30 protein-coding genes, 1 pseudogene and 1 riboswitch are annotated in these 25,141 nt (G+C 53.8%); of the genes and pseudogenes, 13 read left to right on the top strand and 18 right to left on the bottom strand.

Annotated features, from left to right (window positions below; genetic code table 11):
• Window positions 1-66 precede the first annotated feature (66 nt).
• Together GSQ70_RS15665 and GSQ70_RS26250 are read right to left on the bottom strand one after the other, a co-directional pair.
• Window positions 67-2,412, bottom strand: a complete 2,346-nt coding sequence (locus GSQ70_RS15665) for a membrane-bound PQQ-dependent dehydrogenase, glucose/quinate/shikimate family (protein ID WP_199257269.1) — start codon at window positions 2,410-2,412, stop codon at window positions 67-69.
• Between the two features lie 6 nt (window positions 2,413-2,418).
• Window positions 2,419-2,544, bottom strand: a complete 126-nt coding sequence (locus GSQ70_RS26250; protein WP_255455422.1) for a hypothetical protein — start codon at window positions 2,542-2,544, stop codon at window positions 2,419-2,421.
• Window positions 2,545-2,799: 255 nt separating this feature from the next.
• Between GSQ70_RS26250 and GSQ70_RS15660 the strand changes: the two genes are divergently transcribed.
• The 3 genes from GSQ70_RS15660 (at window position 2,800) to GSQ70_RS15650 (ending at window position 5,063) form a co-directional block, all read left to right on the top strand.
• Window positions 2,800-3,057: a hypothetical protein gene (locus GSQ70_RS15660; protein WP_158783403.1), complete on the top strand. Its 258-nt coding sequence runs from the start codon at window positions 2,800-2,802 to the stop codon at window positions 3,055-3,057.
• A gap of 207 nt (window positions 3,058-3,264) precedes the next feature.
• Complete coding sequence (locus GSQ70_RS15655) at window positions 3,265-3,837, top strand: hypothetical protein (RefSeq protein ID WP_158783402.1); 573 nt, start codon at window positions 3,265-3,267, stop codon at window positions 3,835-3,837.
• Window positions 3,838-4,085: 248 nt separating this feature from the next.
• The gene (locus tag GSQ70_RS15650) at window positions 4,086-5,063 is read left to right on the top strand and encodes an NAD(P)-dependent oxidoreductase (protein WP_158783401.1); all 978 of its coding nucleotides are present in this window, start codon (window positions 4,086-4,088) and stop codon (window positions 5,061-5,063) included.
• A gap of 11 nt (window positions 5,064-5,074) precedes the next feature.
• Here the strand turns inward: GSQ70_RS15650 and GSQ70_RS15645 are convergent, their stop codons facing one another.
• On the bottom strand, window positions 5,075-5,962 hold the full coding sequence (locus GSQ70_RS15645; RefSeq protein ID WP_158783400.1) for a LysR family transcriptional regulator: 888 nt from the start codon (window positions 5,960-5,962) through the stop codon (window positions 5,075-5,077).
• Between the two features lie 360 nt (window positions 5,963-6,322).
• Between GSQ70_RS15645 and GSQ70_RS26040 the strand changes: the two are divergent.
• The 5 genes and pseudogenes from GSQ70_RS26040 to crcB all read left to right on the top strand — a co-directional run.
• Window positions 6,323-6,612 (top strand): annotated as a pseudogene (locus GSQ70_RS26040) (glutathione S-transferase family protein); the annotation flags it as partial.
• Between the two features lie 391 nt (window positions 6,613-7,003).
• Window positions 7,004-8,308 (top strand): MFS transporter, encoded by a 1,305-nt coding sequence (locus tag GSQ70_RS15640; protein ID WP_158783399.1) that lies wholly within the window; start codon window positions 7,004-7,006, stop codon window positions 8,306-8,308.
• A gap of 189 nt (window positions 8,309-8,497) precedes the next feature.
• The gene (locus GSQ70_RS15635; protein WP_158783398.1) at window positions 8,498-8,740 is read left to right on the top strand and encodes a hypothetical protein; all 243 of its coding nucleotides are present in this window, start codon (window positions 8,498-8,500) and stop codon (window positions 8,738-8,740) included.
• A 216-nt stretch (window positions 8,741-8,956) separates the two neighbouring features.
• Window positions 8,957-9,610, top strand: a complete 654-nt coding sequence (locus GSQ70_RS15630) for a DapH/DapD/GlmU-related protein (protein WP_158783397.1) — start codon at window positions 8,957-8,959, stop codon at window positions 9,608-9,610.
• A gap of 72 nt (window positions 9,611-9,682) precedes the next feature.
• Window positions 9,683-9,755, top strand: a riboswitch (Fluoride riboswitch).
• An 86-nt stretch (window positions 9,756-9,841) separates the two neighbouring features.
• Window positions 9,842-10,222, top strand: coding sequence for a fluoride efflux transporter CrcB (gene crcB, locus GSQ70_RS15625; RefSeq protein ID WP_158783396.1), 381 nt, complete (start codon window positions 9,842-9,844; stop codon window positions 10,220-10,222).
• 54 nt (window positions 10,223-10,276) lie between these two features.
• Here crcB and GSQ70_RS15620 read toward each other — a convergent pair whose 3' ends face one another.
• The 4 genes from GSQ70_RS15620 to GSQ70_RS15605 form a co-directional block, all read right to left on the bottom strand.
• Window positions 10,277-11,047, bottom strand: a complete 771-nt coding sequence (locus GSQ70_RS15620; RefSeq protein WP_158783395.1) for a hypothetical protein — start codon at window positions 11,045-11,047, stop codon at window positions 10,277-10,279.
• Window position 11,048: 1 nt separating this feature from the next.
• Window positions 11,049-11,246, bottom strand: a complete 198-nt coding sequence (locus tag GSQ70_RS15615) for a hypothetical protein (protein ID WP_158783394.1) — start codon at window positions 11,244-11,246, stop codon at window positions 11,049-11,051.
• Window positions 11,247-11,359: 113 nt separating this feature from the next.
• On the bottom strand, window positions 11,360-12,814 hold the full coding sequence (locus tag GSQ70_RS15610; RefSeq protein WP_158783393.1) for a sugar porter family MFS transporter: 1,455 nt from the start codon (window positions 12,812-12,814) through the stop codon (window positions 11,360-11,362).
• A 178-nt stretch (window positions 12,815-12,992) separates the two neighbouring features.
• Window positions 12,993-13,244 carry a hypothetical protein gene (locus GSQ70_RS15605; RefSeq protein ID WP_233268320.1) on the bottom strand — a complete coding sequence of 84 codons (252 nt, stop codon included), beginning with the start codon at window positions 13,242-13,244 and terminating at the stop codon, window positions 12,993-12,995.
• 293 nt (window positions 13,245-13,537) lie between these two features.
• Between GSQ70_RS15605 and iraP the strand changes: the two genes are divergently transcribed.
• The gene (iraP, locus tag GSQ70_RS15600) at window positions 13,538-13,840 is read left to right on the top strand and encodes an anti-adapter protein IraP (RefSeq protein ID WP_158783392.1); all 303 of its coding nucleotides are present in this window, start codon (window positions 13,538-13,540) and stop codon (window positions 13,838-13,840) included.
• A 68-nt stretch (window positions 13,841-13,908) separates the two neighbouring features.
• Here iraP and GSQ70_RS15595 read toward each other — a convergent pair whose 3' ends face one another.
• Window positions 13,909-14,109 carry a hypothetical protein gene (locus GSQ70_RS15595; RefSeq protein WP_158783391.1) on the bottom strand — a complete coding sequence of 67 codons (201 nt, stop codon included), beginning with the start codon at window positions 14,107-14,109 and terminating at the stop codon, window positions 13,909-13,911.
• A gap of 230 nt (window positions 14,110-14,339) precedes the next feature.
• The gene (gene yjbE, locus GSQ70_RS15590; RefSeq protein ID WP_158783390.1) at window positions 14,340-14,600 is read right to left on the bottom strand and encodes an exopolysaccharide production protein YjbE; all 261 of its coding nucleotides are present in this window, start codon (window positions 14,598-14,600) and stop codon (window positions 14,340-14,342) included.
• Between the two features lie 558 nt (window positions 14,601-15,158).
• Here yjbE and GSQ70_RS15585 point away from each other — a divergent pair.
• Both GSQ70_RS15585 and GSQ70_RS15580 read left to right on the top strand, forming a co-directional pair.
• The gene (locus tag GSQ70_RS15585) at window positions 15,159-15,749 is read left to right on the top strand and encodes a class I SAM-dependent methyltransferase (protein WP_199257268.1); all 591 of its coding nucleotides are present in this window, start codon (window positions 15,159-15,161) and stop codon (window positions 15,747-15,749) included.
• 75 nt (window positions 15,750-15,824) lie between these two features.
• Window positions 15,825-16,055, top strand: coding sequence for a hypothetical protein (locus GSQ70_RS15580; protein WP_158783389.1), 231 nt, complete (start codon window positions 15,825-15,827; stop codon window positions 16,053-16,055).
• Between the two features lie 69 nt (window positions 16,056-16,124).
• On the opposite strand, the gene GSQ70_RS15575 is transcribed toward GSQ70_RS15580, so the two are convergent.
• The 4 genes from GSQ70_RS15575 to GSQ70_RS26035 all read right to left on the bottom strand — a co-directional run bounded on the left by GSQ70_RS15575 (window position 16,125) and on the right by GSQ70_RS26035 (window position 18,963).
• The gene (locus GSQ70_RS15575; protein WP_158783388.1) at window positions 16,125-17,138 is read right to left on the bottom strand and encodes an acyltransferase; all 1,014 of its coding nucleotides are present in this window, start codon (window positions 17,136-17,138) and stop codon (window positions 16,125-16,127) included.
• Between the two features lie 126 nt (window positions 17,139-17,264).
• Window positions 17,265-17,492: a hypothetical protein gene (locus GSQ70_RS15570; protein ID WP_158783387.1), complete on the bottom strand. Its 228-nt coding sequence runs from the start codon at window positions 17,490-17,492 to the stop codon at window positions 17,265-17,267.
• A gap of 384 nt (window positions 17,493-17,876) precedes the next feature.
• Entirely contained in the window at window positions 17,877-18,134 is a 258-nt protein-coding gene (locus GSQ70_RS15565) for a biofilm development regulator YmgB/AriR family protein (protein ID WP_158783386.1), read from the bottom strand.
• A 688-nt stretch (window positions 18,135-18,822) separates the two neighbouring features.
• Window positions 18,823-18,963 (bottom strand): hypothetical protein, encoded by a 141-nt coding sequence (locus GSQ70_RS26035; RefSeq protein WP_233268319.1) that lies wholly within the window; start codon window positions 18,961-18,963, stop codon window positions 18,823-18,825.
• Window positions 18,964-19,306: 343 nt separating this feature from the next.
• Between GSQ70_RS26035 and GSQ70_RS15560 the strand changes: the two genes are divergently transcribed.
• Both GSQ70_RS15560 and GSQ70_RS15555 read left to right on the top strand, forming a co-directional pair.
• Window positions 19,307-19,666, top strand: a complete 360-nt coding sequence (locus GSQ70_RS15560) for a DUF305 domain-containing protein (protein ID WP_158783385.1) — start codon at window positions 19,307-19,309, stop codon at window positions 19,664-19,666.
• 92 nt (window positions 19,667-19,758) lie between these two features.
• Window positions 19,759-19,953: a hypothetical protein gene (locus tag GSQ70_RS15555; RefSeq protein WP_158783384.1), complete on the top strand. Its 195-nt coding sequence runs from the start codon at window positions 19,759-19,761 to the stop codon at window positions 19,951-19,953.
• A 141-nt stretch (window positions 19,954-20,094) separates the two neighbouring features.
• Here the strand turns inward: GSQ70_RS15555 and GSQ70_RS15550 are convergent, their stop codons facing one another.
• Genes GSQ70_RS15550 through GSQ70_RS15530 form a run of 5 tightly spaced genes read right to left on the bottom strand, consistent with a single transcriptional unit; the run spans window position 20,095 to window position 25,065 of the window.
• Window positions 20,095-20,760 (bottom strand): ABC transporter ATP-binding protein, encoded by a 666-nt coding sequence (locus GSQ70_RS15550; RefSeq protein ID WP_158785334.1) that lies wholly within the window; start codon window positions 20,758-20,760, stop codon window positions 20,095-20,097.
• Entirely contained in the window at window positions 20,753-21,601 is an 849-nt protein-coding gene (locus GSQ70_RS15545) for an ABC transporter ATP-binding protein (RefSeq protein ID WP_158783383.1), read from the bottom strand. The genes GSQ70_RS15550 and GSQ70_RS15545 overlap by 8 nt, the downstream gene beginning before the upstream one ends.
• A complete protein-coding gene (locus GSQ70_RS15540; RefSeq protein WP_158783382.1) occupies window positions 21,591-22,448 on the bottom strand; it encodes an ABC transporter permease in 858 nt (285 codons plus the stop codon). The genes GSQ70_RS15545 and GSQ70_RS15540 overlap by 11 nt, the downstream gene beginning before the upstream one ends.
• A complete protein-coding gene (locus GSQ70_RS15535) occupies window positions 22,445-23,497 on the bottom strand; it encodes an ABC transporter permease (RefSeq protein WP_158783381.1) in 1,053 nt (350 codons plus the stop codon). Before GSQ70_RS15535 ends, GSQ70_RS15540 begins: the two co-directional genes overlap by 4 nt.
• Complete coding sequence (locus GSQ70_RS15530) at window positions 23,497-25,065, bottom strand: ABC transporter substrate-binding protein (RefSeq protein WP_158783380.1); 1,569 nt, start codon at window positions 25,063-25,065, stop codon at window positions 23,497-23,499. The genes GSQ70_RS15535 and GSQ70_RS15530 overlap by 1 nt, the downstream gene beginning before the upstream one ends.
• Window positions 25,066-25,141 lie beyond the last annotated feature (76 nt).

The raw sequence follows: 25,141 nt of genomic DNA, 5'->3' as shown, positions 1-25,141 counted from the left end.
TCTGCCGGGGTTTACTCCAGACCAACAGGCCTTAGCCCCTCCTCGCGAAGGCACTGAGACCTGACTTTACTGAGTGTTCGGCAGGGCGTAAGCCAGTACGTAATCGCCCGGAGGCGTTTCCATAAAGTGATGTCCGGCTGCGACAATCACCAGATACTCCCGTCCATTCTGGGTGTAGATCATTGGGTTAGCCTGGCCGCCAGCGGGTAACGGTGTGCTCCATACCGTTTTACCGGTTTTGATATCAATCGCCCGGATCAGATCATCCGTGGCGGCTGCCACAAAGATCAGCCCGCCTGAAGTGACCACCGATCCGCCGTTGTTCGGTGTGCCAATATTGATCGGCAGGCCGGTCGGGATACCGAAAGGCCCGTTGCGACGAGCGGTCCCCAAAGGACGATCCCACAGCGTCCGGCCATCCCGTACATCAATAGCGCGGATACCACCGTAAGGCGGTTCCTTACACAGCATGCCGGTGTATTTCAGTCGCCAGCCCGCATTCACGTTAACGGCATAAGGGACACCGAATTGAGGATCGCCAGCCCCTTCAGCATGGCCGGTATCGTGCGGGTTGTAGGGGATCAGATCGCGCGGCTTCCAGCCCATGGCGTCCGCTTTGGCGCGGGGAACCAGGATGTTGTAGTTGGGCATATCATTGTAGTTAGCAATAATGATTCCCCGGGTTGGATCGAATGACACGCTGCCCCAGTCGGAGCCGCCGTTATAGCCCGGATATTCAATGGTATGCCGTTCAGCCAGCGGTGGCGTGTATTGCCCCTTGTAGCTCGCCTTCTGGAACTGAATGCGACAGACCAACTGGTCGATTGGCGTCAGGCCCCACATATCCTTCGGCGTCAGATCGGGCTTGCTGAGGTGGTGGAAGGCTGAATAAGGTTGGGTAGGTGAACGGGACTCTGGCTCCATGCCACCGCCCGGTACTGGTCTCTCTTCCACACCAAACAGGGATTTGCCGGTACGGCGATCCAGGATGTAAATTTCCCCCTGCTTGGTCGGCACGATCATTGCGGGCGTTTTGCTGCCGTCTTTATCCGGATAATCGAACAGAGTAGGCTGCGAGCCCTGATCGTAATCCCAGACATCCTTATGCGCTGTCTGGAATGACCATGCAGGCAAACCGGTTTCGATATTTAGCGCGGTCAGCGTCACGGCGTATTTATTTTCCGCATCGGTACGGGTTCTGCTCCAGTAATCCCCGGAGGCGTTACCGAACGGCAGGTACACCAGACCCAGCTTGTCGTCTCCGGTGAAAGAGGTCCAGACGTCAGGAGAGCCTTTTTTCCAGGCATCCGGACCTTTCTTCGGCGCGCTGGTGTCCGGTGACGCTGCATCCCAGGCCCATTTCAGCTGGCCGGTGCGGACATCGTAAGCTTTGATCACCCCTGGCGGCCCAAAAGCACGCTGGCCGTCAATCACCTGATGGGCAACCACCAGCGTATCGCGAATAACCACTGGTGCGGAGTTAATCGCCACATAGCCCTCGTAAACTTCGCCCATATCATCGGTGATTTTAACCGTGCCCCGATCGCCAAAGTTCTGGCAGATTTCCCCGGTTTTGGCATTCAGTTCAATCACGCGACCATCCAGTGTGCCCAAGATAATCCGCTGGTTGCAGTCAGCATTATTGTCCTGTGAACGGCTGGTCGCCACGACATTGCTGTTGTCCTGTCCGGTTGAGACGTGGCTGTTGGTCTGCGCATCAAACCAGGTCAGCCCGCGGCAGGCAGCGGTATAGGGAATGGATTTGTCGCTGACTTTCGGATCAAAATGCCACTTCTCTTTGCCGGTGGCGGCATCGAGGGCAAAAACCTGGTTATGCGGGGTACAGGTATAAAGCGTATCGCCAATTTTGATGGGGGTATTCTCGCCGCCCCAGCGCGCTTTCGGGATATCTCCCGTGCGGAATTGCCAGGCGAGTTTCAGATCTTTTACGTTCTCTGGCGTAATCTGTGAGGCCTGAGCAAAGCGCTGTGAAGCCAGCGATCCTCCGTAGGTATACCAGTCGCCTCGATCGGGCGTGGAGGCTTTACCACTGCCGGTGTCTGTGGCAAATGTGGCTTCGCCTGCGGCGGGCACATTGTTTGCTGGCGTAACGTTGAGCGGGGCAAACGGTAGCGCGGCAGCGACGATAAAGGCCAGGATAAATACGCTGCCCAGCAAGCGGGAAGCTTTGCGGCTTGTGCCCGGACGCAGAGTTGGTAGCTGGAAGGCAAACACCACACCCAGCAGCAGCATCACGTCGAAGCGGGGAACCCAGCGCCAGTAATCAAGGCCGGATTCCTGAATTGTCCAGATCAGGGTGCCAATAAACACCAGCGCAAACCAGTAAACGCCGCTGGTGCGCTTCATCAGGATCAGCGCACCGGCAATCAGGCAGCCTGCTCCGGCGAGCACGTAATATCAGTTTCCTCCCAGTGCGGCCAGCCAGCCGCCGCCAATTGCCATCGCCAGCCCGAACAGCAGCAATGCTAAGGCAAAGAGGATGTTCCAGATCGAAAGTCTGGTGATCTTCTTCAGATTATCCAAAATAGTTTTCCTTCAGCCATAAGTGAACAAATTGTCCGTTTAAAATGTAGCAACAAAAGTGCAATTACCGGATATTAGAGCTGAAACAAAGGCACTGAAGAATAATTTTTTATACTGATGTCTCAGTTTTGACATTAATAACTTAATGGTTATCGTCAGTTTACGATTATTAACTCTCTTTTGTTGTTGATAATATTTGCTGGCGATCGCAAGCTGCAGCGATCAACTTATTCTGCCAGGCAATCAGGAGGCTAAATGGCATCGGAGTATTTTATACGGCGTCAGTTGGATGCACTGATGGAAGAACCCACTAATCGTGACGACGGGTTATGGGTCAGGACAGAACAGGATCCGGTGAAGAAACTTGAGCAGCTCACCCGTCATCATAATGGCCGGATCCGCCAGCGTGCAGTGCTTTGTCTGGGGCTGATGCATGAAGTCAGCACCTTGCCTTCTTTTTTTAACACAAGCAGAAAACCGGGACGCGCTGTTTACTGGCTTAAATTCACATAATAAGCATGTGGCTAAAATCACGCTTCAGGTACTGCAGGAACAACAGCTTTACACGCCAGAAATTATCTGGCATCAGGTGAAAATCAGCAAAATGCGGCGATCAGATTTTTAGCGGCAGAGGCGATAATTACCCATACAGAGGGGATCAGCCAGGATATCCTGACCGAATTATTCAGAGAGAGCTATGCACCCGTTAAGCAATTAGCTTTGCAGTATATTATTGACCATAAACGCGCTGTCCCGCCGCAGTTAATTGTGCCGTTACTGACCGACAAAAACGAACTGGTGCGAATACGGGCTGCCAGGTTGCTTCTGGCTGACGGGATTTCGCCAACCGGGTACTTTCTCACCGTTTTCAACAATCCTTCCTGCAGGATTGCAGAAAGGTGCACCGCATTGCAGGTGGTTGTCCGCAATTTGCAGGAAGGATCCCGTGAATATCTGATGGGCGCGCTGACCAACCCGTCATATTCCATTGCGAGACTGGCGTGCAGACAGATAGTGAAGTTAAAACTTTACCTTACGCAGAACAATTTACAGCACTGTATTGCGGTCTTACCTTCTGTACCACACAGCATGATTTATTTTTCTCTGGCCCAACGTTTGAGCCTCTGGGATTGCCTTATATTCCTGCTGACTAATGTGGCCGTGGATAATGGGAGGTTTACACAGGAGGGGCTGATTCGCTGTAATGCCAGAGTTAATCGTTATTATGAAACGCCGTCAGAGTCGCAACATGTACAGTTGGCTGGCTGGCTGGCTGGCTGGCTGGCTGGATGAAAAAGGAAAAACCTTGTTGAAGCATCAGGAAATACTGACGCAGCGGCTGGGCGAATATTTTGATCTCGCATAATCATGGTCTGAATGGCTGCTCCATATTGAGAAAGACCGCCTCAGCCGGGTGCCGGGCGCTATCAGACCGGATGTGGCGAGCTTCCCTCATCACACTGTAGAAACTCTTTCACCAGTAAATTTGTTTTAATCGTGTTTGCGTCATTAATTTCTGCAATCCACAGGAGAAAATGAAGATGAAGCACAACGCGACACGACGTAAAACAGTGCTGGTCACTGGAGCAAATGGCTATATTGGCAACGCAGTGGCAAACGCTTTTAACCGGGCCGGATGGAAAACTTACGGGCTGTGCCGTCGGGAAGCTGATGCTGCCGGGCTGGCGCGTAATGAAATCCATCCGCTGATCGGTTCACCGGAAGAGCTCTCTTTTCTGAAGCAGACTGAGGAAGCCGTTTTCGATGTGGTTGTGTCTAACACAGAAGACTTCACCGCGATGGCGTCACACCTCAGTAAGGTTAAGCAGATGATGGCAGCTATCGGGGAGCACGGCGCAAAAGCAGGTATCCGGCCGCTGCTGATGTTTACCAGCGGCTGCAAAGATTACGGTGGGATGGATCTGAAAGATGGCGATGCAGGGCTGGCACCTCATACCGAAAGCAGCCCGATGAAAGCGCCTGACCTGCTGTTGCCGCGCGAGCAGTTCGGTTCTGCGCTGCTGGTGGCGGAGGGGGCACCTTACGATGCGACGGTGCTGCGCCCGACCATCGTTTATGGCCTCTCTTCCAGTCACTATGGCCCGCTGTTCGATCTTGCTTCAGGCAGTGAGGGCGTGCTGGAGCTGCTGGCTGATCCTGCCGCCATCATGCACTCGCTGCACGTGGATGACTGTGCAGAGGCGTATGTCATGCTGGCAGAACATCCACAGCGTCGTGAGGTGGCTCAGCAGGCATTCAACATCTCCAGTCAGCATTATGAAACGGCGCAGCAGATTGGTGAGGCCCTGGCTCACTCTTACGGCCTGCAGCTGAAGTTATCTGCACCGATCGGAACTGTGCCGATCGAGACGGTACACGGGTTGGCTAACTTCTGGCAATGGGTAGGATCTGACAAACTGCGTGCGTTGACCGGCTGGCATGAACGTCGTGCGACATTCACTACCGGGCTGGAGGAGTACCGCCTGGCTTATGAAACCAGAAGCCGTCATCAGGCCTGACTGGCTTCGGGCTAATGCGTCCCCTCAAACAGACTGTCGATAAATAAGCGGACTCTGGGAGCAAGATATTTACGGGTCGGGTAGAGCACTACAATGGGGATTCGCTCGGGCTCGTATTTCTCCATGATCCGTACCAGACGGCCTTTTTCTGCTTCCTGCTCTGCCAGAAAATCAGGGAGCTGCACGATGCCCAGTCCGGCAACGGCGGCATCCCTGAGCGCCTCACCATCATCAAAGCGCACCCGGCTGACCGGCTCCAGCCTGCTGGATTTGCCATTCTCATCACTCAGTCGCCAGGCCAGCGTGCGGCCATGCTGCACAAACAGCAGACCGGCGTGTTTTTTCAGTTCATCAGGTGTGCGGGGTATACCGTTGCGGCGAAGATAATCGGGCGAGGCGCAAATACTCAGGCGCTGTCGGTCCACCACTCGTGAAACCAGATCCTCGCTGATATTCTGAGCGCCAATGCGGATCGCCAGATCGTAGCCTTCGGTAATCAAATCAACCGTCCGGTCGCTGAAACTGACCTCCGCTTCCACCCGTGGCCAGGCCGCCAGATAGCGGGCCAGAACCGGCATCACCTGCCTGCGGCCATACGCATCCGGTATGCTCATGCGTAGCAAGCCCTGTGGCTCGTTCCCGCGTGAGGACATGGCCTGAATGGCCTCTTCCAGCTCGGCAATTGTCACAGTGCAGCGTTGACAGAGCGTGCGCCCTTCATCGGTCAGGGTGATCACTCTGGTGGTGCGGTGAAACAGACGGGTGCCGGTACGCTCTTCAAGGCGGCCAATGGCTTTTGCCACTGCCGATCTTGTCAGTCCCAGCTTGCGGGCTGCCAGTGCAAAATTACCGGCCTCAGCGGCGGCAATAAAAATCTTCAGTACGTTCAGATCGTTCATGCTGTTCCTGCGGGCAGCAGGCGGGACAAAATGGCGAGCCTGCTTCGTCAATAGATCTGAACTGAGTGTATTGGGATAATCAGAATTAGCAATTTTTCCGCGGTCACGGCGCGCAGTCTACCAGAACCATGATGACATGGCGCAGCAGTAAACAATTGTAATTGATAACAATATCAGTTCGAGGGGTTTGATCAGTGGCATAATCGTGGCTGACGGTTCTGGTTAAGTATTTATTACATCGGTCTGATTTCGGGAAACTTTAGTAAAAGGTTGAATGCGAGGATTTACTGGCCGGTAAACAGACCGGATTGTGCTATTTTTCCTCCGGCAGACTGGATTGAGGAGAGTGAAGTGTAAAGGCTGGCCCGCGCCGACTACGATCTTTATCCGGCCGGGTTACAGGAAGAGATTGATGCGCTGAACGAGGAGATCTACCCGCAGCTGAACAATGGCGTGTATCGCGCCGGGTTTGCCACCACTCAGTCGAGCTCTCCGCAGCTGAACAGCTACACATTAAGAATGCTGGACGTGCCGTGCGTAAAAGGGTGAGTATCGATCATATCAGTCAGGGCTACGACTCCATTAAGCCGTTGAACCCAAATGGTATTGTCCCACTTGGGGCGGATTTGAGCGAATCTGGGTTGCGGTAAGTGGTAACGCCATTGTTGGCAGATTAAAGGCGATCGATAAAACCGATCAATAAACTTTAATCGATCGGTGATAACCATTATTTATTCAGGGTTGTTACGCGGTATTGTTGTCATCCCACAAACAAAAGGACAATGGGATGAGGCTCGCAGGGAAATTTTGTCAGGAGTGCGGCAGGCGAAGGCGATTGATTGAGCGACTTTTTGCTGAAGATTTGGCGTTATGCGACGACTGTTTCTACCGGCTGATACAGAAACAGCGTGACCGGCGTTAACCGCTTTCGGTGTGAGAATCGTCCGCAAGCCAGCCGGGAACCTTGCCCGGTTGGGGGAAGTACGACTACAGTTCAGATTCATACCCTTTTTCCGGATTGAAGACGACAGGGAGCCGTAATTGAAAAGAGTCCTCGGCACTTTTTTACCGCTGTACACCACCACACTCCTGATGCTGCTTGGCTCCGGCCTGCTGACCACTTATGTCTCTCTGCGCCTGGCCCATGAGCAGGTAAGCGGCGGGGTGATTGGGGGGATCACCGCAGCTAACTATATTGGCCTGGTGATTGGTGGCAAGGTGGGGCATAACCTGATTGCCCGCGTGGGGCATATTCGTGCTTATGTTTCCTGTGCCGGTATTATCACTGCTTCCGTTTTGGGCCACGGTATTACGGAATATCTGCCGATGTGGATCTTCCTGCGGCTGATTATCGGCCTGTGCATGATGTGTCAGTATATGGTGCTGGAAAGCTGGCTGAATGACCAGGCGGAGGTGGGGCAGCGTGGCCTGATTTTCGGCTTCTATATGGTGGCAACCTATCTTGGCCTGTCGTCCGGCCAGATCATCCTGATGACGCAGATCGGATCCGGCAGTACCAGCCTGCTGATCGTCGCGCTGTGCTTTGCGCTTTGCCTGGTGCCGATAGCGCTGACCACGCGAACCAATGCGCATCCGATGACGCCCGCCCCGATGGAGCTGGGGTACTTCTTCCGTACCATCCCTAAGATTCTGGTGATCACGCTTGCAACGGGCATGGCCGTGGGGGCGTTCTACGGTATGGCACCGGTGTATACCAGCCTGCTTGGCTTCAGCACTCAGCAAACCGGCCTGTTTATGGGCATCACTATTTTCGCCGGGCTGATCTCCCAGTTTCCGCTGAGCTGGCTGTCGGACCGGGTTGACCGCCATCGCCTGCTTTTTTATACCGCGCTACTTTATGCGCTTGCCGCGCTGCCGCTGACGTTGCCTCTTCACTTTGGCTTTCTGTGGGTGGTGGTGGCCGCGTTTATCGCCAGCATGATGCAGTTCTCCCTTTATCCGCTGGTGGTGGCGATAGCCAATGACAGCGTGGTGCCGGAGCGCCGTGTCTCGCTGACCGCCTGCCTGCTGATGGCATTTGGCGTCGGAGCCTGTATTGGCCCACTGGTGACCGGGGCAATCATGCAGCCGCTGGGTGGCAATATGCTCTATGCATTTTTCTGTCTGTGTGGTGCCGGGGTTGCAGCGATGAGCGGATTCCGTGGCCGGACGCCGCAGGAGAGCCATGACGCTCCGGTCCCACACGTGGCGATGCCGGATAGCCTGGCCAGTTCACCACTGGCCGCTGCGCTGAACCCGACTATCACGGAAGAGGAGATCCAGGCGACCATGGTGAATACCGAAGAGGAGCAGGAAAGCCCACCGGCCGCTCCTCCGGGAAATTAATCTCAGAAATGATTCAATACAGGCCGTATTTTCAACGTTGATTGAAATACGGCCTATTTCTTTTAAGGCTGAACACGGAACAGCAATAATTTCCAGATTTTTTCAGTAAGGATAATCTGAAATTTGATCGTTGCCTGTGGTAGTTTATACTGCCACTTACGATTAACTATGATAAGGAAAGTCAATGAAATGTCGGTTGTCGACCCGGGGAAGGGTCATGATTGCAGTTCTGGTGGGATGCATGGCCTTCTGGGCGCTCATTCTGCTCTGGGGGTTTGGTTGATGGTTGACTCCCCTGGCAAGACGGATAAAAACAGAGGCCATGAAAAGAAGAATCGCTTCGAAAGGTGGCTAATTACTGAAGAACAAAGACGATTTATCGAGTATTTACTGCCTGAGAAAAAAATAAAACTGCCTGAAGCGGAAGAATAAGACTACAGCACAGAAAAAATCTTACCCTTGTACCCCATTGCTGCACCTTCATGCCACCTGCTCCTGCCATGTTATCAATCAGCGCTGAGTCTGAGCTGTCATCTTCTTTCCACGAATCTGTCATCTCGCTGTGCCAGATTAAACTAACCCCGTGTTGATTGCCGGTTTCCAGCCCGGTGAGCGGCACTCATCCAGACATCCGACATGGAGGCCAACATGCCCGTGATTGAACTGCACCAGCCAAAGCTTGCCGAAACCTTTATTGATGACAGCGTGACGCTGCGGGAAGCCGAAGTGGGGCGCTGCTGTGAAATCCTGGCGCACAGCCATATGGAATACGCCACGCTGGGGGACTACTCCTATCTTGGGCCTTACTGCACCGTAGCCGATTCGGAAATCGGCAAGTTTACGGCTATCGCTTCAAACGTGCGGCTGGGCGCGCCGAACCATCCCGTTGACCGCCCATCACAGCACCGTTTCACCTACTGCGCGGAGTATTACAGTTCGACTGCGGAGCGTGACCGGGAATTTTTTGCCGCCCGCCGTGCCGATCGTGTTGTGATTGGTCATGATGTCTGGATTGGACACGGGGTGACCGTTTTGCCCGGTGTGACAGTAGGTGATGGTGCGGTGCTGGCGGCTGGTGCGGTAGTGACCAAAGACGTGGCACCATACACCATTGTGGGTGGTGTCCCGGCACGGGTGATCAAAGAGCGGTTCGTGCGTGAGATTGCTGAGCGCATGGTGCGGATCGCCTGGTGGCACTGGCCAATGAACGAGATCATGGCGCATCTTGCTGACTTCAAATCAACGGATATGCGGGCCTTCTGTGAGCGCTGGGATCCGCAAACCCGCTGCCCTGCGAAATAACCTTCTTCGCGTCGACTCTTTAAGGCCTGGCTTTTGATAAGCTTGCAAAAAACGACGTGGCTGATTACGCTAGCGCTTCAAGGTGATGGTGCTCCACCTTTCCCAACCGCCCTGCCCGTAAGGGGCTGATGACGCCTGATACTGCCATCTTTTCATTAAGAAGAGGGTTGTGTATCAGGCGTTCCGGAACCTGCCCGATCATCAATCCTCGTAAAAATCTTTGAGGACATAATGCTTAAACCGTTACTCGCCGTCATTATTGGTGGCTCTGCTGGCTGTGTGATCCGCTGGCTGCTGGCCGTCCGGCTGAACTCGCTGTTTCCTAATCTACCGCCTGGTACGCTGGTGGTTAACCTGGTTGGCGGCTTTATTATTGGCGCGGCAATGGCATGGTTCCTGCGCAATCCCCAGCTCGATCCTGCCTGGAAACTGCTGATCACCACTGGCCTGTGTGGCGGGATGACGACTTTTTCCACGTTCTCGCTGGAAATTGTCACTCTGATGCAGGCAGGCAATTATCTCTGGGCGATGATCTCGGTGATGACCCACGTGCTGGGTTCGCTGCTGATGACCTTTGCCGGTTTCTGGCTGGTTACTCTGCTGGTGGGCTGAATACTGCCTGCTGACTCAGAACCCACAAGCGGGGAACTCTGCGTCAGCAGGACTTCAGGCGAGTTTTTCTTCAGCGTCCAGTGCCAGCGCACTGGCGCTGGCTGCATCAAACAACGACAAGCTTTCAATCTGATCCAGCATAATCACCTTGCGAAAAGCCATCGCTGATTTCGGCTCAGAGTTCAGCGTGATGTTGTGTTCTGCGTACCATTTTGCATAGTTATGTTCGATGGACAGGTTCAGGGTCTTGCCGTCACGGTAGCCGCTGAGCATCGGGATCAGCACCAGATTGGACGTTGACGTATTTTCATAAGACGCGGTGTGGATCATACCAATGTAGATGCGCCGCGATTTCAACGTCACCCATGCCAGTTCGCCTTCGTCCATACACTGGAACAGCAAGCCTTCCACGCCGTTCGCGCGGGAAAGTTTTTTGTACAACTTCTTGCGATTACTACTGTTCAGCCGTGCACTACCCGACCAGTTGGAGCGGTAGATGCAAAATACCACGGCGAAGGAGAGCATGATCACCACCGGAGCCTGTATCCCCAGAAAGCTCCAGGTCATAAATTCCATCTGCCAGTGATGATACAGGCCACCATCAACCTGCGGCAGGGCATTCATTAACGCAGAAAAGCCTAACAGCAGCAGCCAGATCAGTCCGGTCGCAATCAAGCCCTGCAGAACGAAGATGCAGCCGTAGAGCGCCACCAGAAAGTAGACGTCCCAACCAAAAGAGCGTTTGATTTTGAAGCGGGTGGTCAGGTCACGGCTGGTATACCAGTAACCGCAGACCATCAGAACCATAAATATTGCCGTTCCCATCTCAGGCCCTTTTCAGCGCATTGACGTGACGGGAGAAGTCTTCATGCACTTCGTTGCTGGAAATGTTTACGGCGGCGCTGCCATCCTCATCAATGATGATACGCTCGCCCTCTTCAATCGACTCTTCGACGTCGCTTTGGCTCATTACCTGCAACAGTGATTCCGGACTGGAAAACAGCGCGAACAGAAATTTGAACATAGACTTTCCTTTCGAATAGCAAACGGTAAGCCTGGCAGCCTTTGGCCGATCGCTCTATAAGATGATGATTAAAGAAAGAGGTAAAGGGTGCCGTCCCTGGCACGCGGTGATCCTCAGCTGCTGGTTTGCGGCGCCGGATCGTCCTGCAGGTGCTTTTTGAAGTGTTTTTCAATCTGCTCGAGCGTTTTGCCCTGGGTTTCCGGCGCAAAAATCACCGCGAAAATCCCACCTGCAACGCCAATCGCGGCGAACGCGAAGAAGGTCATCGTCAGGCCAAAGGCTTCCAGCAGGATCGGAAACATAAAGGCAATTGAGAAGTTAGTCATCTGCATGGCAAAGACCGAAATGCCGTTGGCCATGCCGCGAATGCGCATCGGGAACATTTCCGACAGCAGCAGCCAGGTGACCGGCGACAGCGCGCCCTGCTGGAAGCACAGGAACACCAGCATGCCTGCCAGCACCAGATAGCTGCGCAATACGTCGGGATGGCCGTTAACGGTCTCCGGCATCAGCCACGTCAGCAGGCCAATAGTCAGCAGCGTACAGGTACAGCCAATCTGTCCGACCAGCAGCAGCGGACGGCGGCCGAAGCGGCTGAGCAGCATGATGCCGACAAAGGTCATGATCACCGAGATCACGCCGTTGGCAATGGTCGCCAGCAGCGAGGCGTTGGTACCCAGCCCGGTAGCCTGCAGCATGGTTGGCGCGTAAAACATGATGGTGTTCACGCCAGAAAGCTGCTGCAGCATGGCGATACCGATGCCCAGCGCCACCAGACGCTTCATCCAGACCGAGATAGTTTTTTGACGGCGGGCGTTCTTCTGGCTTTTTGAGTCCATCGATTGACGGATCTCGCCCATTTCACGCTCGACTATCCGTGAGTGGCGGGTACGCTCCAGCACGTCACGCGCTTCACGGTAGCGGCCATGCATGGCGTACCAGCGCGGTGTATCCGGCAGGAACAGCATTCCTACCCATAAAATCACCGCAGGCACACAGGCGACGCCCAGCATCCAGCGCCAGGTGGTTTCACCACCCCAGATTTCGTTAATCGCTGCGTTACTGGTGTAAGCAATCAACTGGCCGGAAACGATCATCAATTCCTGCAGCGTGACAAACTGCCAGCGGCGGTTGGCGGGAACGATTTCGGCAATATAGATTGGCACGATCGCAGCTGCGCCACCCACGGCCAGGCCGAGGATAAAGCGGAAGAGGATCATAATAACCACGTTGGGTGCCATAGCGCAGCCCAGCGAGCCGATCATAAAGATTACCGCCATGACCAGGATGATTTTTTTGCGGCCAAAGCGGTCAGCCACGCGCCCGGCAAAGATGGCTCCGATGGCGGAACCGAGGATCAGGAAGCTGGTCACCATGCCGGTGGTCAGCGAAGTCAGATGCAAATCATGCTTCATGAAAAGCAGAGCGCCGGCAATCACTCCGGTGTCATAGCCAAACAGCAATCCCCCAAGTGTGGCAATAAACGCAATTACTTTTACCAGCGGTTCGGTCGACTGCGGCGAGCTTGCCGCGGTGCCGGATTGCCCGCTGTTCGATGTATCAGTCACAAGTTACTCCCTGCTATCTAATTATTGTGGTTGTGGTGTGATGCAAGTCACACTAGTAATAAATTTACTCTACGCTGGTCATTTTGGTAGGAAAACGACGAAATTAAATTTCAGGGAGAGGGGAAATGGAGAAGCTGAGGGGGAAATAACTGCCGGAGAGATCCCGGCAGTGAATCGGTTAACTTTGCGCATTTTGCCTAACGCTGTACTCGCTCAGCCAGCCAAGGTACTGCTCCATCACCAGTACCGAATTTTCGTCGGGCTGGGTAGTGCGGATATACAACTGCGCGGACAGGCGAGTGTTATCCTGGATGTAAATTTCGTACTTTTTGTTCCATGCTGGTGTGTCGGGACGTTCACGTAACACAACGTCATTGAAGCGCAGGTGCTGCCAGCGCATCAGCCGCTCATAAAAATGTGCTTTATCCATGACGGATTTACCTCTCCGTTTTTTTAGTGATTTTGAGTTTTTTAAAGTTTACCTGCGCCATTGCTGTGGGACGCTGGCTTAGTAAATCTAGCTGAAAACAGGGGCTTCGCCAGCCGGTCGACTTTTTTCAGAAAAATCTTCACAGGCTTTTACTGATGCGCCATCTAACAAGCTGAAAGTATTGAGTTATTTTTTGTAAATATTAAAAAGTCTGAATGCGTTTTACGCTATAAACTGTTTGCTCACTACCGGGCATGATGGTAATTTCAGTGACAAACATTAAGGGGCGGAATATGAAGCAATTAGTGATCGATATTTTAATGAAATTGGCAAAAATGGATGTGGATGCTAAAGAGCTGACGGCGCAAGTTGAAGCACAGTCTTTGCTGCTGGCAGCGCTGTTGCTCACCGCCGGAAAAGAGGGGCCGAATAATATTTCTGAGAACATCCAGAATGCTATCGTGGCCGCTTCCAGCAATGGTCAGACTTTCCTGCAGTCCGACATCGATTTGTTGCTGACGCACGTTAATCGTCTGCTGGCGGTCACCCGCTACGTTGATGAGAAGGCCGGTTCAGATGCGGAAGAGCAGCATTAATCAGAGGTCATAAACCGCTACTGGCTGTTCAGAATTTTCAGCATCCGGTGCTCATTTATTCCTGCCGGTCAGTTTACCTTCGTCTGCTCACTACCCTGATTACGGTAAACCTCACCGCACATCAGCACCGCATTGGGACGCCGTTCATGGATACGATCGGCGATACGCTGGCATGCCACGCGGGTGGGAAAAATATGCTCGGACACTGGCAGAGCGTCACAGGCATCATGACCACAGGCGCTGACGAGTAATACGAAGCCAATCAACATAGCTCACTCCTTTGACGTACCAGACCAGCGTTAAGTATAGGTCAGGAGCGAGGCGGATGTAGTGGCACTGGACGGGGGGATCTCGGGTTCAGTGTGCCGGCAGGATTACTGCTGCAACAGATGCTGGTCCGGCTAAACGTACAGTGACAGCGAACAGAAAAAGCAGCCCAGGGCTGCTTTTATATTGCCACTGCTTTAACTCAGAGGGTTCGTCTGGTCGGTGAAATAAATCAGTGAGCCAGGGTAGAGGTGGTGGTAGTGGTGGTGCCGGTGGAGGTTGAACCATCGCTGCCGTCGCCACCGCCGCCGCCCATGGTGGCGAGAGCAATACCCAGTACAGCGGCCACTGCGCCTACACCCACGGCATTTGAGTTGCCGTCAGACATGGCTGTCGCGGCACTGCCTGCGGCTTCACCGGTGGTTGTTGCGGCATAAACGCTGCTGCTGCCGGTGACCATTAATAACAGAAAGATCGCGGTGATTTTTTTCATTTTTATTTACCCTCTGGGCCTGTGTGTTGTAACAATAGCGAGAGGATAATTTTAAATTTCAGGCTTGGAAACAGGGCCAGAAAGGCATTATTACCTGGTATCTGATAACCTGGTAACATAAACAGATCCGTTTATATCCTGACCCAATAATATCCCTTTTCCGGTATCTGAATTGACTGGCTACAGCCAGGCGGCTGCAGAGGGACAGACAGTTCGCTCAGATACAGAATTACCTTAGCGGTACAGCTGTGGGGGCTGGAAGGATACTGACTGATGTCTGGCTGCAAATAAGCACCATTAGTTAGTAAAATGTTGCGTCATTTTTAAGAATAAACACTTGAGTTATTTTTTATCATGTTTAGTAACGCGCGGCGTTTTTTGAAGCAAAGTGGAGTGTGTGGCGATATTGTCAGCTGTTGCGGAATATGAATGAGATTAAAACCAGGATTGCGATTCGATGCGATTAATCTTAGTTTTCACTCTGTAGAGCAGGTTTTAAGAACTCATTAAGTTTCTTGTGGCCTACTGGGAGGATTCAATTTTGCCAGAGGCTACCCTATGTTGTTATCTGCATTTTCCTATATCAAAGATAAAACCGGTTATTTGCAGGAATTCCTCTCCGATCCGCGTAAAACGGGCACCATTGCGCCGTCCTCTCTGTCGCTGTGTAAGACCATGTCTGACGCGGTGGACTGGAACCGCTGCGAACGCATCGCTGAGCTGGGTGCCGGTGACGGTGTGCTGACCCGCCATCTTCTCACCCGCATGAGGCCGGATGCAGCGCTGCTGGCTTTTGAGACCAATCCCCGCTTTCATCCCAAGCTGGCAGCAATCGACGATTCGCGCCTGCGGGTGACGGGGGCCTCGGCTGAGACGCTGAGTGGTGAATATGACGCGATTTTCTCCGGTCTGCCGTTGCTGTCGCTGCCGCAGCCGGTCAGGCACGGCATTCTTGAGCGGGCAGCCTCCCTGCTCAGCCCTGAAGGGGTGTTTGTGCAGTTCCAGTACACTTCGCTGTCCGAGCCTCTGCTCTCAGGCTACTTCGCCTGGAACCGTACCCGAGTGCTGCGTAATCTGCCACCGGCCTGGGTCTACAGCTGTCACTCTCTCGATAATCTTCCTCACGCACGCACAGGCACAGCAATATGACCGCAGGATGACTTTGAGATGGCAATCTCCGCAAGGTCTGCCAGGCTTACTGTTTACCCACAACAGGAGGAGAGAATGAGCACTGACACTGAGTTACCGATCTCAAATGAGGACGAAGTTTGTAACATCATTGGCAAAGCGGTGGTTGACCTGAGTATCACGGGACAGCCTGTTAATAAAGCCACGCTGGCGCTCAAGCTGTTAGCGATGGCAGATCAGGACTACGATGAAGAGAGAATTCTGCTTTACTGGATTGCCCGGAAAGCAATCAATCAGCCACACAGGTTTGCCTCCGCAGCTTACTGAAGGCACGTGGCAACCCGGCAAACTGCCGGAAGAACGGCCGCTCCGGTGAGTGGCCGTTTCTGTTTCTGCTCAGGTAATCCGGCGTACCCAGGGAATATGGCGCAGCAGCCAGACGATCAGCGCAGAGATGATAAAGCAGACCAGCGATACCAGCGGGATGGTCAGCGTTGAGTAGTACCCTTCGAAATTGATGCTCAGTACCCGCAGCAGCGTTTCCAGCACAATGATATGGACAAAGAAGATCCCGAGGCTCAGCCGTGACAGCGCGCGGATAATATTGAATGCCCGTTTGCTATAGGTGAACCCGGCATTCAGCAGCATAAAGAACAAGGCCAGCGAAACCACGACCAGCGTGGGGGCAGAATAAAACAGGAAGACTTTGCTGGGAGAGAAGGTGCTGATGGACAGGGAGTAGGTCATCACCGCGGTTAATACTGCAGAAAGCACGAAGATAATCGCCGCAATAGTTGTTTTCGGGTTAATTTTAAAACGCCTGGCCACGCCGCCGATTATGTAGAAACCAGACAGATAAACCACCATATCAATATTGCTCGGGGCGGGAATGGCATGGCCTTCCAGCAGGTTTACCTTAACGTTATCGAACAGCATATAAACCGAAGCAAGAACAAACCAGACGGTGACGGTATAATTGACCCTTTGCTGGCTGCCGTTCTGAATGAATGTATTCAGCAGGGGAGTCACCAGGTACAGCAGGATCAGAGTATAGATAAACCACAAATGCGGATAGGCAGGGCTGCTTAACAGTTCAAGAATACTGACCGGTGCTCTGCTGGCGTTGACCTGCTCATTATAAACCAGATAAATAATCGACCAGGCGATCAGCGGGATCACCAGGTTCAGCACCCGTTTTTTTAACGTGCTCAGCAGCGATTCATTTTTATTTAACGACGAGTAACCTGCAATCAGCAGAAACAGGGGAAAAGCGGTGCGCCCAAGCACTTCGTACATGACCGAAACCGACCATGCCAGATGAAAATAGCTGAAGGGAATCGCTGCGGTATGCAGCAGAATCACCAGAAATGTCGCCACCACGGTCAGCAGCTTAAGATTGATCGTTTTCAACGCCTGAGTCCTTGTCACTAATCACGCTCTGACGTGGCCAGTCAGAATATCGCCAGTGGGCTAAAGGTACCATATTTCCGCCGTCCTGACGTGTTTGCAGACAAGAAAAAGCGCTGATAAAGGCGTTCAGGTGCGGGAGGCGGAAGCGTCCAGCGTCACGCTGGACGGGCAGATCTCATCTGGTTTCACCAGCCGGTATTCTGCTTTTCCCTGATGGACATACAGACAGGCACGACCCGCTGACCCACCATCCTGTTCTTCAGAAAGCGATACGGTGATTTTTTCCGCCTGTGCCTGCAGGCTGATAAAAATCGCTGCGGCAATCAGAGTATTCACTACGCTTAATCCATTCATATCAATACTGCCAGAAGTTAAGAGGGGGAGGAAATCTGGCTCTCCTTTTCATCGGCAATGCCAGTCAGTCATGATGACGGTAGCGTCAGGTTGAGGCAGCCTGCAAGCGTCCAGCAGCAATATCGGACGAAGCCTGGGGATATACCAGAGGAATGTTCTTAATTAGCATGGTCTTAATTAATTGGCGTTAATCATAAGCTGATTTCATTGCGTCCTGCCTGACAGCAGGAAGTGATGTCGCCCGATAGCTGAGTGTATGGAGGATTTTTAGTGCCGGTTAATGAGTAGAGTTTAAGAGGGTGTCGGTTCGTTTGATTTAAGAGAAGGTTCCGGGGTAAAAGCGGTTTAACCACCGCAGAACCCGACAGGTTCTGCGGCGTGCTGTCAGGCGATCAGATCGTCTTCAGTCTGGTGAACTACCATCTCCAGCACCGAACGATGCACATCCAGAGAAATAACATCGCTGGTGCCTTCCATACGCTGCAGCAGTCGGGCAATAAGAGCTTTATTGGTAACGGGCATTCCACTCTGCAGGATTTCCACCACCACGGAACCGAGAATTTCCACTTCGGTATGGGCTTCCTGAATTTCGGCTTTAAAATAGCGGGTCAGTTCATGGCTGATCTGGGATGACTCTTGCATGTGTTTCTCCAAAAATCCGGACCGGGCCAGCGGTCTGGCGTGCAGGTAAGCAGCTTATTTCCGGGCGCACTGGCCCGATTTTTATAATTTTGCAGCGAAAAAAATTGCCTCGGGAAGTGGGAAACCCAGCAACACTTCCTGAGGCCATGCAAATGCATAATTTCGTTACGCACAGAAAGGTAGACGGTTTTTGAGATTTGTACAAGTTTATTTTAAAGCTGTACAACTTTAGGGAGGTGCATAGTTATGCACTTTTCGGGGCGGGCTTCCCTTCGCGGGCTTGCTCCTGGCCACAAAGGATTAGGATCTTGATACTGCTTCTGATGAAGAAGCTTGTGGATAATCTAACTGGAGAAGAGGCAAACGATGGTCGTTTAATTGAAATGCTGATGGGATGAGACACAAATTTTTGGCATATTTTTATGATGTGTTATTAAAAAACACCTGTCTCAATTTTCAGATGCCTTTTCAGGATTAATACATCCATTAGCCTTTCAGGTTTTCAAAAAATTCTGCTGCTGACGTATATTCGGCAGGCAGACAGACATGTATTTTCTTATGCTATTTAAGTATCGGTATTGATGGATTCAAATATCATAACTCTGCATTTTTGCTTAATTGTCGTATTCCATGATTTTTCCAGTTTTAATATTTTTTCCTTATGATTCGGTAAATGTTCTATGGTTTTTTATTGTAATGTCTGGTAAGTGTCTGGCATTCCTTTTTTTCGATTGATTTCTGCCAGTTGACTCATGTCAGGTTCAGTAAAAGCAGCATTGATATTAAAAGAAAAAATGGAGGTAAATAAAACAGTGTTAATTATTTTCATAGAACTCAACCCTTCTTTTACATCTGTCATAAGGAACAGTAAACCAGATTGAACGGTCTGCAACTACTTTTCCAAACCCCGTTACATCGCTGACTCACGGACGAACTTACCTGGCTTCGTTCTGCATGACGGTCATTGTAACAATCAGATGCCTGCAAGGTTATGCTGCCAGAGACAAATAATACCCCCTCAATAAACCCTGTAAATGCTGAAAGTCGGCTTGAAAAAAATCAAGAGTTTTGCCCGATATTGACTGGTGTGAAGATATTCCCTTGACCTTAACCCAACGGGAAGGTGCAGGATGAACACCGATCTTCTTCACTCACTGATAAGGAAAGCCAGTATGAACAAGTTATTTTGCAGCATGATCGCCACCCTGGTCCTGTCCGCTACCGCCCAGGCGGCAGACAAAATGTCTATGCCAATGGATGGCGGGCAGTCAACCACTCCGGCGCAACAGAGCTACCAGGCAGGAATGGATAAAATGCATCAGCAGATGATGGCGGGGATGAAAGAGTCCGATCCGGATAAAGCCTTTGCGGAAGGGATGACGGCGCATCATCAGGGGGCCATTGAGATGGCGAAAACCGAGTTGCAATACGGCAAGGATCCGGAAATGCGGGCGCTGGCTGAGGCGATCATCAAAGCGCAGCAGCCGGAAATCGACCAGATGCAGAGCTGGCTGAAACAGCAGAAAAAATAGCGTTGAAAATCGGAAAAGGGACGCGGAATAATTTCGCCCGCAGCACGGAAAGTTGTTAAAATTACCGTTTACTCCTTTTCACGGAAGCCGCTATGACATCTGAAATTTCCCATCCGGCCAGCAGCCCAAAACAGGCTGCGTTGCAGCTGGTGATTGAGCTGGTTCGCGCAGGCAAACTCAGCCCGATGCAGGGTGATGCCTCGAATATGATCTCCATTTATGAGCAGTTCAAAGCGCACTTTGAGGCTGACAAAAACAAGCATTCGTCGGATTCTGCGATTTCCTGACGTGTCACGGGCGGTATTGCCGCCCGTAATCCCTTCTTATCCACTGATCCGAGCGTCACAGAGCAGGCAAGGGTGGGCTGTTTGAGATATCAGCCAGATCAACAGACGCGACGGGCCACAACGGGCCATAATCAGTGCGTATCAGGCCACGATATAGCCGCGATCCATCTTCACCGCGCGGTCGCACATATGGTCGATCACGTCAGGATCGTGGCTGACCAGCACCATCGTCAGGTTATCCTGCTGTTTCAGGGTGTTCAGCAGGTTGAGGATCTCCGCCTGTACCGACATATCCAGCGCAGAAGTGGGCTCATCCAGCAGCAGGATTTTTGGCTCCAGCAGCAGTGCGCGGACGATCGCCACGCGCTGTCGCTGACCCCCTGAAAGCTGGTGTGAGTAACGATCTGCCAGCACCGGATCCAGTCCGACATGACGGAAGCCACTGTCGATACGATCGTTAATATCCTGTACTTTCAGCAGCTTCAGCGGCTCCGCCAGAGTGCGGCGCAGGCGGTGGCGCGGATGCAGCGAAGCATAGGGATCCTGAAACACCATCTGCACGTCACGTCGCAACTGCCCGGTAAAATCCTTACCCGGTAACACGCTATGCCCGGCCAGCGTCATGCTGCCACGCCAGTTCGGGTTCAGACCGGCTATCACCCACAGCAGCGACGATTTACCGCAACCGGAGGGGCCGACCAGCCCAAAGCACTCCCCGCTCGCCACGTTCAGCGACACATCATGTACCACAGTGCGCTGCTCATAGCCCTGACGGTGCGAAACGCTCAGCGTTTGCAGTTCAATCATGTTCACGGTGTGCCTCCAGCGCGGCACGATCCAGTACCGGCAGCGGTTTCCCCTGCGTTGCCTTGCCCGGACGGCAGGACCACAGGGTTCTGGTATAAGGATGGGTGGCCCGCGGCAGGTCGGTGGCAGGCAGTGTGTCCAGGATCTCGCCCTGATACATCACCATCACCCGCTCGCAGTGTTCTGAAACCTGCTGCAAATCGTGGCTGATCAGCAGCAGCCCCATATTGCGTTGTTCAACCAGACGGCGGATCAGCGCCAGTACCTGATCGCGCATGACATGATCCAGCGCGGAAGTGGGTTCATCGGCGATCAAAAACTGCGGATCGGCAATCAGCGCAATGGCCAGCATCACACGTTGTCCCATCCCGCCGGAAAGCTGATGCGGATAGCGCTGCATCAACTGAGCGGGCTGGGGCAGGCCAACGGCATCCAGCATCTCGCAGACTTTCTCTTTGATCTCTGCGCGGCTCAGCCTGGCGTGCAGCTTCAGCGGCTCGGCCACCTGCCAGCCGATAGTGCGCATTGGGTTAAGGGCATATTTTGGATCCTGCATCACCATCGCCAGCTGGCTGCCGCGCAGCGTATTCCAGCTGCGCTCATTGAGAGTCAGCGCATTTTCACCGGCAACGCTCAGCGTGTCTGCCTGCAGGTCAAGCGAAGGTGACAGCAGTCCCATCAGGCTACGGGCGGTCAGGGATTTGCCGGAGCCAGACTCGCCGACCAGCGCCACGCGCTCACGCCCCAGCGAGAAGCTGATACTTTTGACCAGTTCTGCGCCCGTCGCACTGGCGATGGAGAGGTTTTTTGCCATGATCAGTGGGGAAATATCAGTTGGCATTTCGGGTATCCAGTCGGTCACGCAGGCCGTCGCCCGTCAGATTAAAGGCCAGGCTGGCAAACAGGATCGCGCCACCCGGTGCGGCGGCCACCCACCACTGGTCGAAGATCACCTTGCTGCCTTCTGCCACCATCGAGCCCCACTCTGCGGTAGGAGGCTGTACGCCCATCCCGAGGAAACCAAGCCCTGCAGCGGAGAGAATTATCCCGCCCAGACTCAGCGCCGCCCGTACCACCGCACCTGGCATACAGAGCGGCAGAATGTGGCCGAACATCAGGCGCAGGCCGTTGATGCCCTGCATCCGCGCTGCGGCAAGATAGTCACTGCGGCGTAGCGCCAGCGTCTCGGCCCTCGCCTGGCGGGCAAACGGCGGCCAGCTGGTTAGCGCCAGTGCCAGCGCGCCGTTCATCAGGCCCGGCCCCAGCATCGCTACCAGCGCCAGTGCAATCACCAGGTTAGGCAAGGACAGGAAAATATCGGTAATGCGCATCAGTACACGCTCGCTCCAGCCGCCGAGATAGCCCGCGCAGATGCCCACCAGCATACCGACCGGAATGGTCAGCACCAGGATCAGCGAGACCAGCAGTAGTGTCGGGCGCGCACCGTAGATCACTCTGGAGAGCAGGTCGCGGCCAAATCCGTCGGTGCCGAACCAGTGTGCAGCCGAAGGCGGCAGCAGGCGGGCTGACATCGTCTGGGCATTAGGATCGAAAGGGGCCAACAGCGGAGCCAGCAGGGCCGCGAGGATCAGGATCGCCACCAGCGTACCGCCAATCGCCAGCGACGTCATACGGGATCGGCGGCGGCGTGGCTTCGCGAGTTCAATATCAGTTAAATTTTGCGTCATCGGGTTCTCGGGTCGGTGAGATAAGTTAACGCATCCGCCAGCGCATTCAGGGTGATAAAGCAGCCGCCAATCAGCAGTGTAGAACCGAGGATCGCCGGAGTATCTGAAGCGAACAGCGCGGTAGTCATATACCGTCCAACGCCCGGCCAGGCAAACACCGTTTCGGTCAGCACCGAGCCTTCCAGCAGCGTGGCATAGGAGAGAGCCAGCACGGTAATCAGCGTGCCACGGACATTTGGAAAAACGTGCTGCAACAGAATACGCCCCCGGCTGGTACCTTTAGCACGAGCCAGCGTCACATACTCTTTGCTGCTCTCTTCCAGCAGTGCGGCGCGCAGCAGGCGGGTGATCCCGGCCATCGCCAGCAGTCCCAGCACCACCACCGGCAGCCACAGGTGGGCAATGGCGTTGCGGAACATCTCCGGGTCGCCGGAAAGCCAGCTGTCGACCAGCACCAGTCCGGTTTTCGGTTCCAGCGTGTAGACCCAGATATCGTCCAGCCGTCCCGGCCCGGCGGACCAGTGCAGCACGGCATAAAACAGCAGCAACCCCAGCAACCCCAGCCAGAAAACCGGCACCGAGTAGCCGAGCAGTGAAATCAGGCGGGCGAGATTATCCAGCACGCTGCCCGGCTTCCATGCCGCCAGTAGCGCCAGCAGGACGCCAAAGACCGCACCAAAGATCATCGCACAGGTCGCCAGCTCAATCGTTGCCGGGAAGGTCCGCAGCAGATCGGTTGCAACCGGCTGATTGGTCAGACGGGAAATGCCCAGGTCGCCGTGGGCGAGATGGGTCAGATAGTGCCAGAACTGCATCAGCAGCGGCTGATCCAGCCCCAGTTCGCGGCGTGCCTGAGCATAGGTGGATTCGCTGGCGTGATCGCCGACAATCTGCAACACCGGATCAACCGGGGAGAGGTGGGAAAGCATAAACGTGAATGCCAGCAACCCCAGCAGCGTCACCGCCAGTGACAGCAGCCCGGTGAGCAGCCTCCCGCTTCGCAACCAGAAAAGCCGGGCGGACCCGGCTTCAGCAACAAACAGAGCCATTACTTACTGACCTGGCTGTAGTAAACCATATCCGGGTTGATCCCCTGAACGTAGCCTTTCAGGTTGGAACGCAGGGCAATCAGGTTACGTGCCTGCAAACCGACCACGTACGGCGAGTTCTGCTGCACTTCACGCTGCATACTTTCATAGAGCTTGATGCGTTTTGCCTTGTCGCTCTCCGCCGTGGCGGCCAGCGTTTGCTTGCTCAGTTCCGGAATATGCCAGTTTGAACGCCATGCCAGCGTTTTGCTACCGTCTTCCGGATTATAGGCAAAGGCTGCGGCGTTGGTGTTTGGATCGAAATAGTCCGCGCCCCAGGCATTCAGCGTTGCCTCATATTTATGCGCCTTCACCGAGGTGGAGATCTCACTGCTCAGGCCCGGGATCAGCTCAACGGTAATGCCGCCTTTGGCAAAGCTGGCCTGCAGCGCCTGTGCGATGTCGAGATAAGGCGGCTGATTGCTGACGCTCAGCTTGAAGTGGACGTCTTTCAGACCGGCTTTGCTGAGAATGGCTTTGGCTTTAGCCGGATCGAAGGTGAACGGGTTGTCATTCAGCGCGCCCAGGAAGCCCTGTGGCAGGAAGGACTGGTGTACCTGGAACTGGCCCTTCAGCAGGTCGTCGGCGATGCCGTGGTAGTCAAACAGATAGCGTGACGCTTCCCACAGCGCCGGGTTTTTCAGTACCGGGTTAGCGTCAATGTTGAACTGAATGTAATACAGCGATGCCATCGGAATGGCCATCGGCGTCACGTCTGGCTTGTTCTTCAGCGCGGCCATCTGGTCGGCACCCAGATTACGGGCGATATCCGCATCACCCTGCTCAAGCAGCAGACGGCGGGCAGCCGGTTCCGGCACGTTTTTGATCAACACGTTTTTCAGTTTTGGTGCGCCGCCCGGTGAGCTTGGGTTTGCGGAGAGCAGCACCACTTCATGCGGGATATATTTGCGGATCTGGAACGGGCCGCTGCCCGCCGAATGCATTTGCAGCCATTTATTGCCAAGATCGCCTTTCTGTTCGTTGGCTGTCGCCGTTTTCGCATCAACAATCGACGATACCGGCGCAGCCAGCAGGCTCAGCACATAGGTCGGGCTGACGTTGGCTGTCCAGCTGATCTGCACATGGGTATCGTCGACTTTTTTCAACTGCGCATCGATATTGTCTTTGGTCCAGCCCAGCTGAGTCAGGATAAATGAAGGATCGAGATCCAGCTTCACCACGCGGCTGAGGGAGAAGATCACGTCTTCAGGACGAACCGGATTGCCTGAGGCAAACTTCGCGCCGTCACGCAGGGTAAAGGTAAGGCTGCGGTTATCGCTGCCAGGCCGCCAGCTTGATGCCAGCGTGGGCTTCAGGTCGGTAGGATTTTGCGGATCGGACTGGACCAGACGCTGATAGAGGTTGGTGAACGCCTGGACCGAGGTCAGTTCAAAGCCTTCGGCCGGGTCAAAACTGCTGGCATCATCGATAGACTGGGCAATCACCAGGGTATCCGGAGGAGTGGCGGCATGGGCTGCGAAAGCACCGGCCAGCGCCACGGCAATCATTGACGGAACTACAATTTTCATGACGTTTCCTTACCTTTTAATGTGAGCGCGAGTGTAGATTACCTGCGCGCCAGATAAATAGTAGATTATCCGCTAT

The organism is Pantoea sp. BAV 3049 (assembly GCF_009765445.1).
In the GTDB taxonomy this organism is placed as follows: Bacteria; Pseudomonadota; Gammaproteobacteria; order Enterobacterales; family Enterobacteriaceae; genus Erwinia.
The sequence above is the reverse complement of the archived record's forward strand: the minus strand, read 5'-3'. Positions and strand labels throughout refer to the sequence as shown.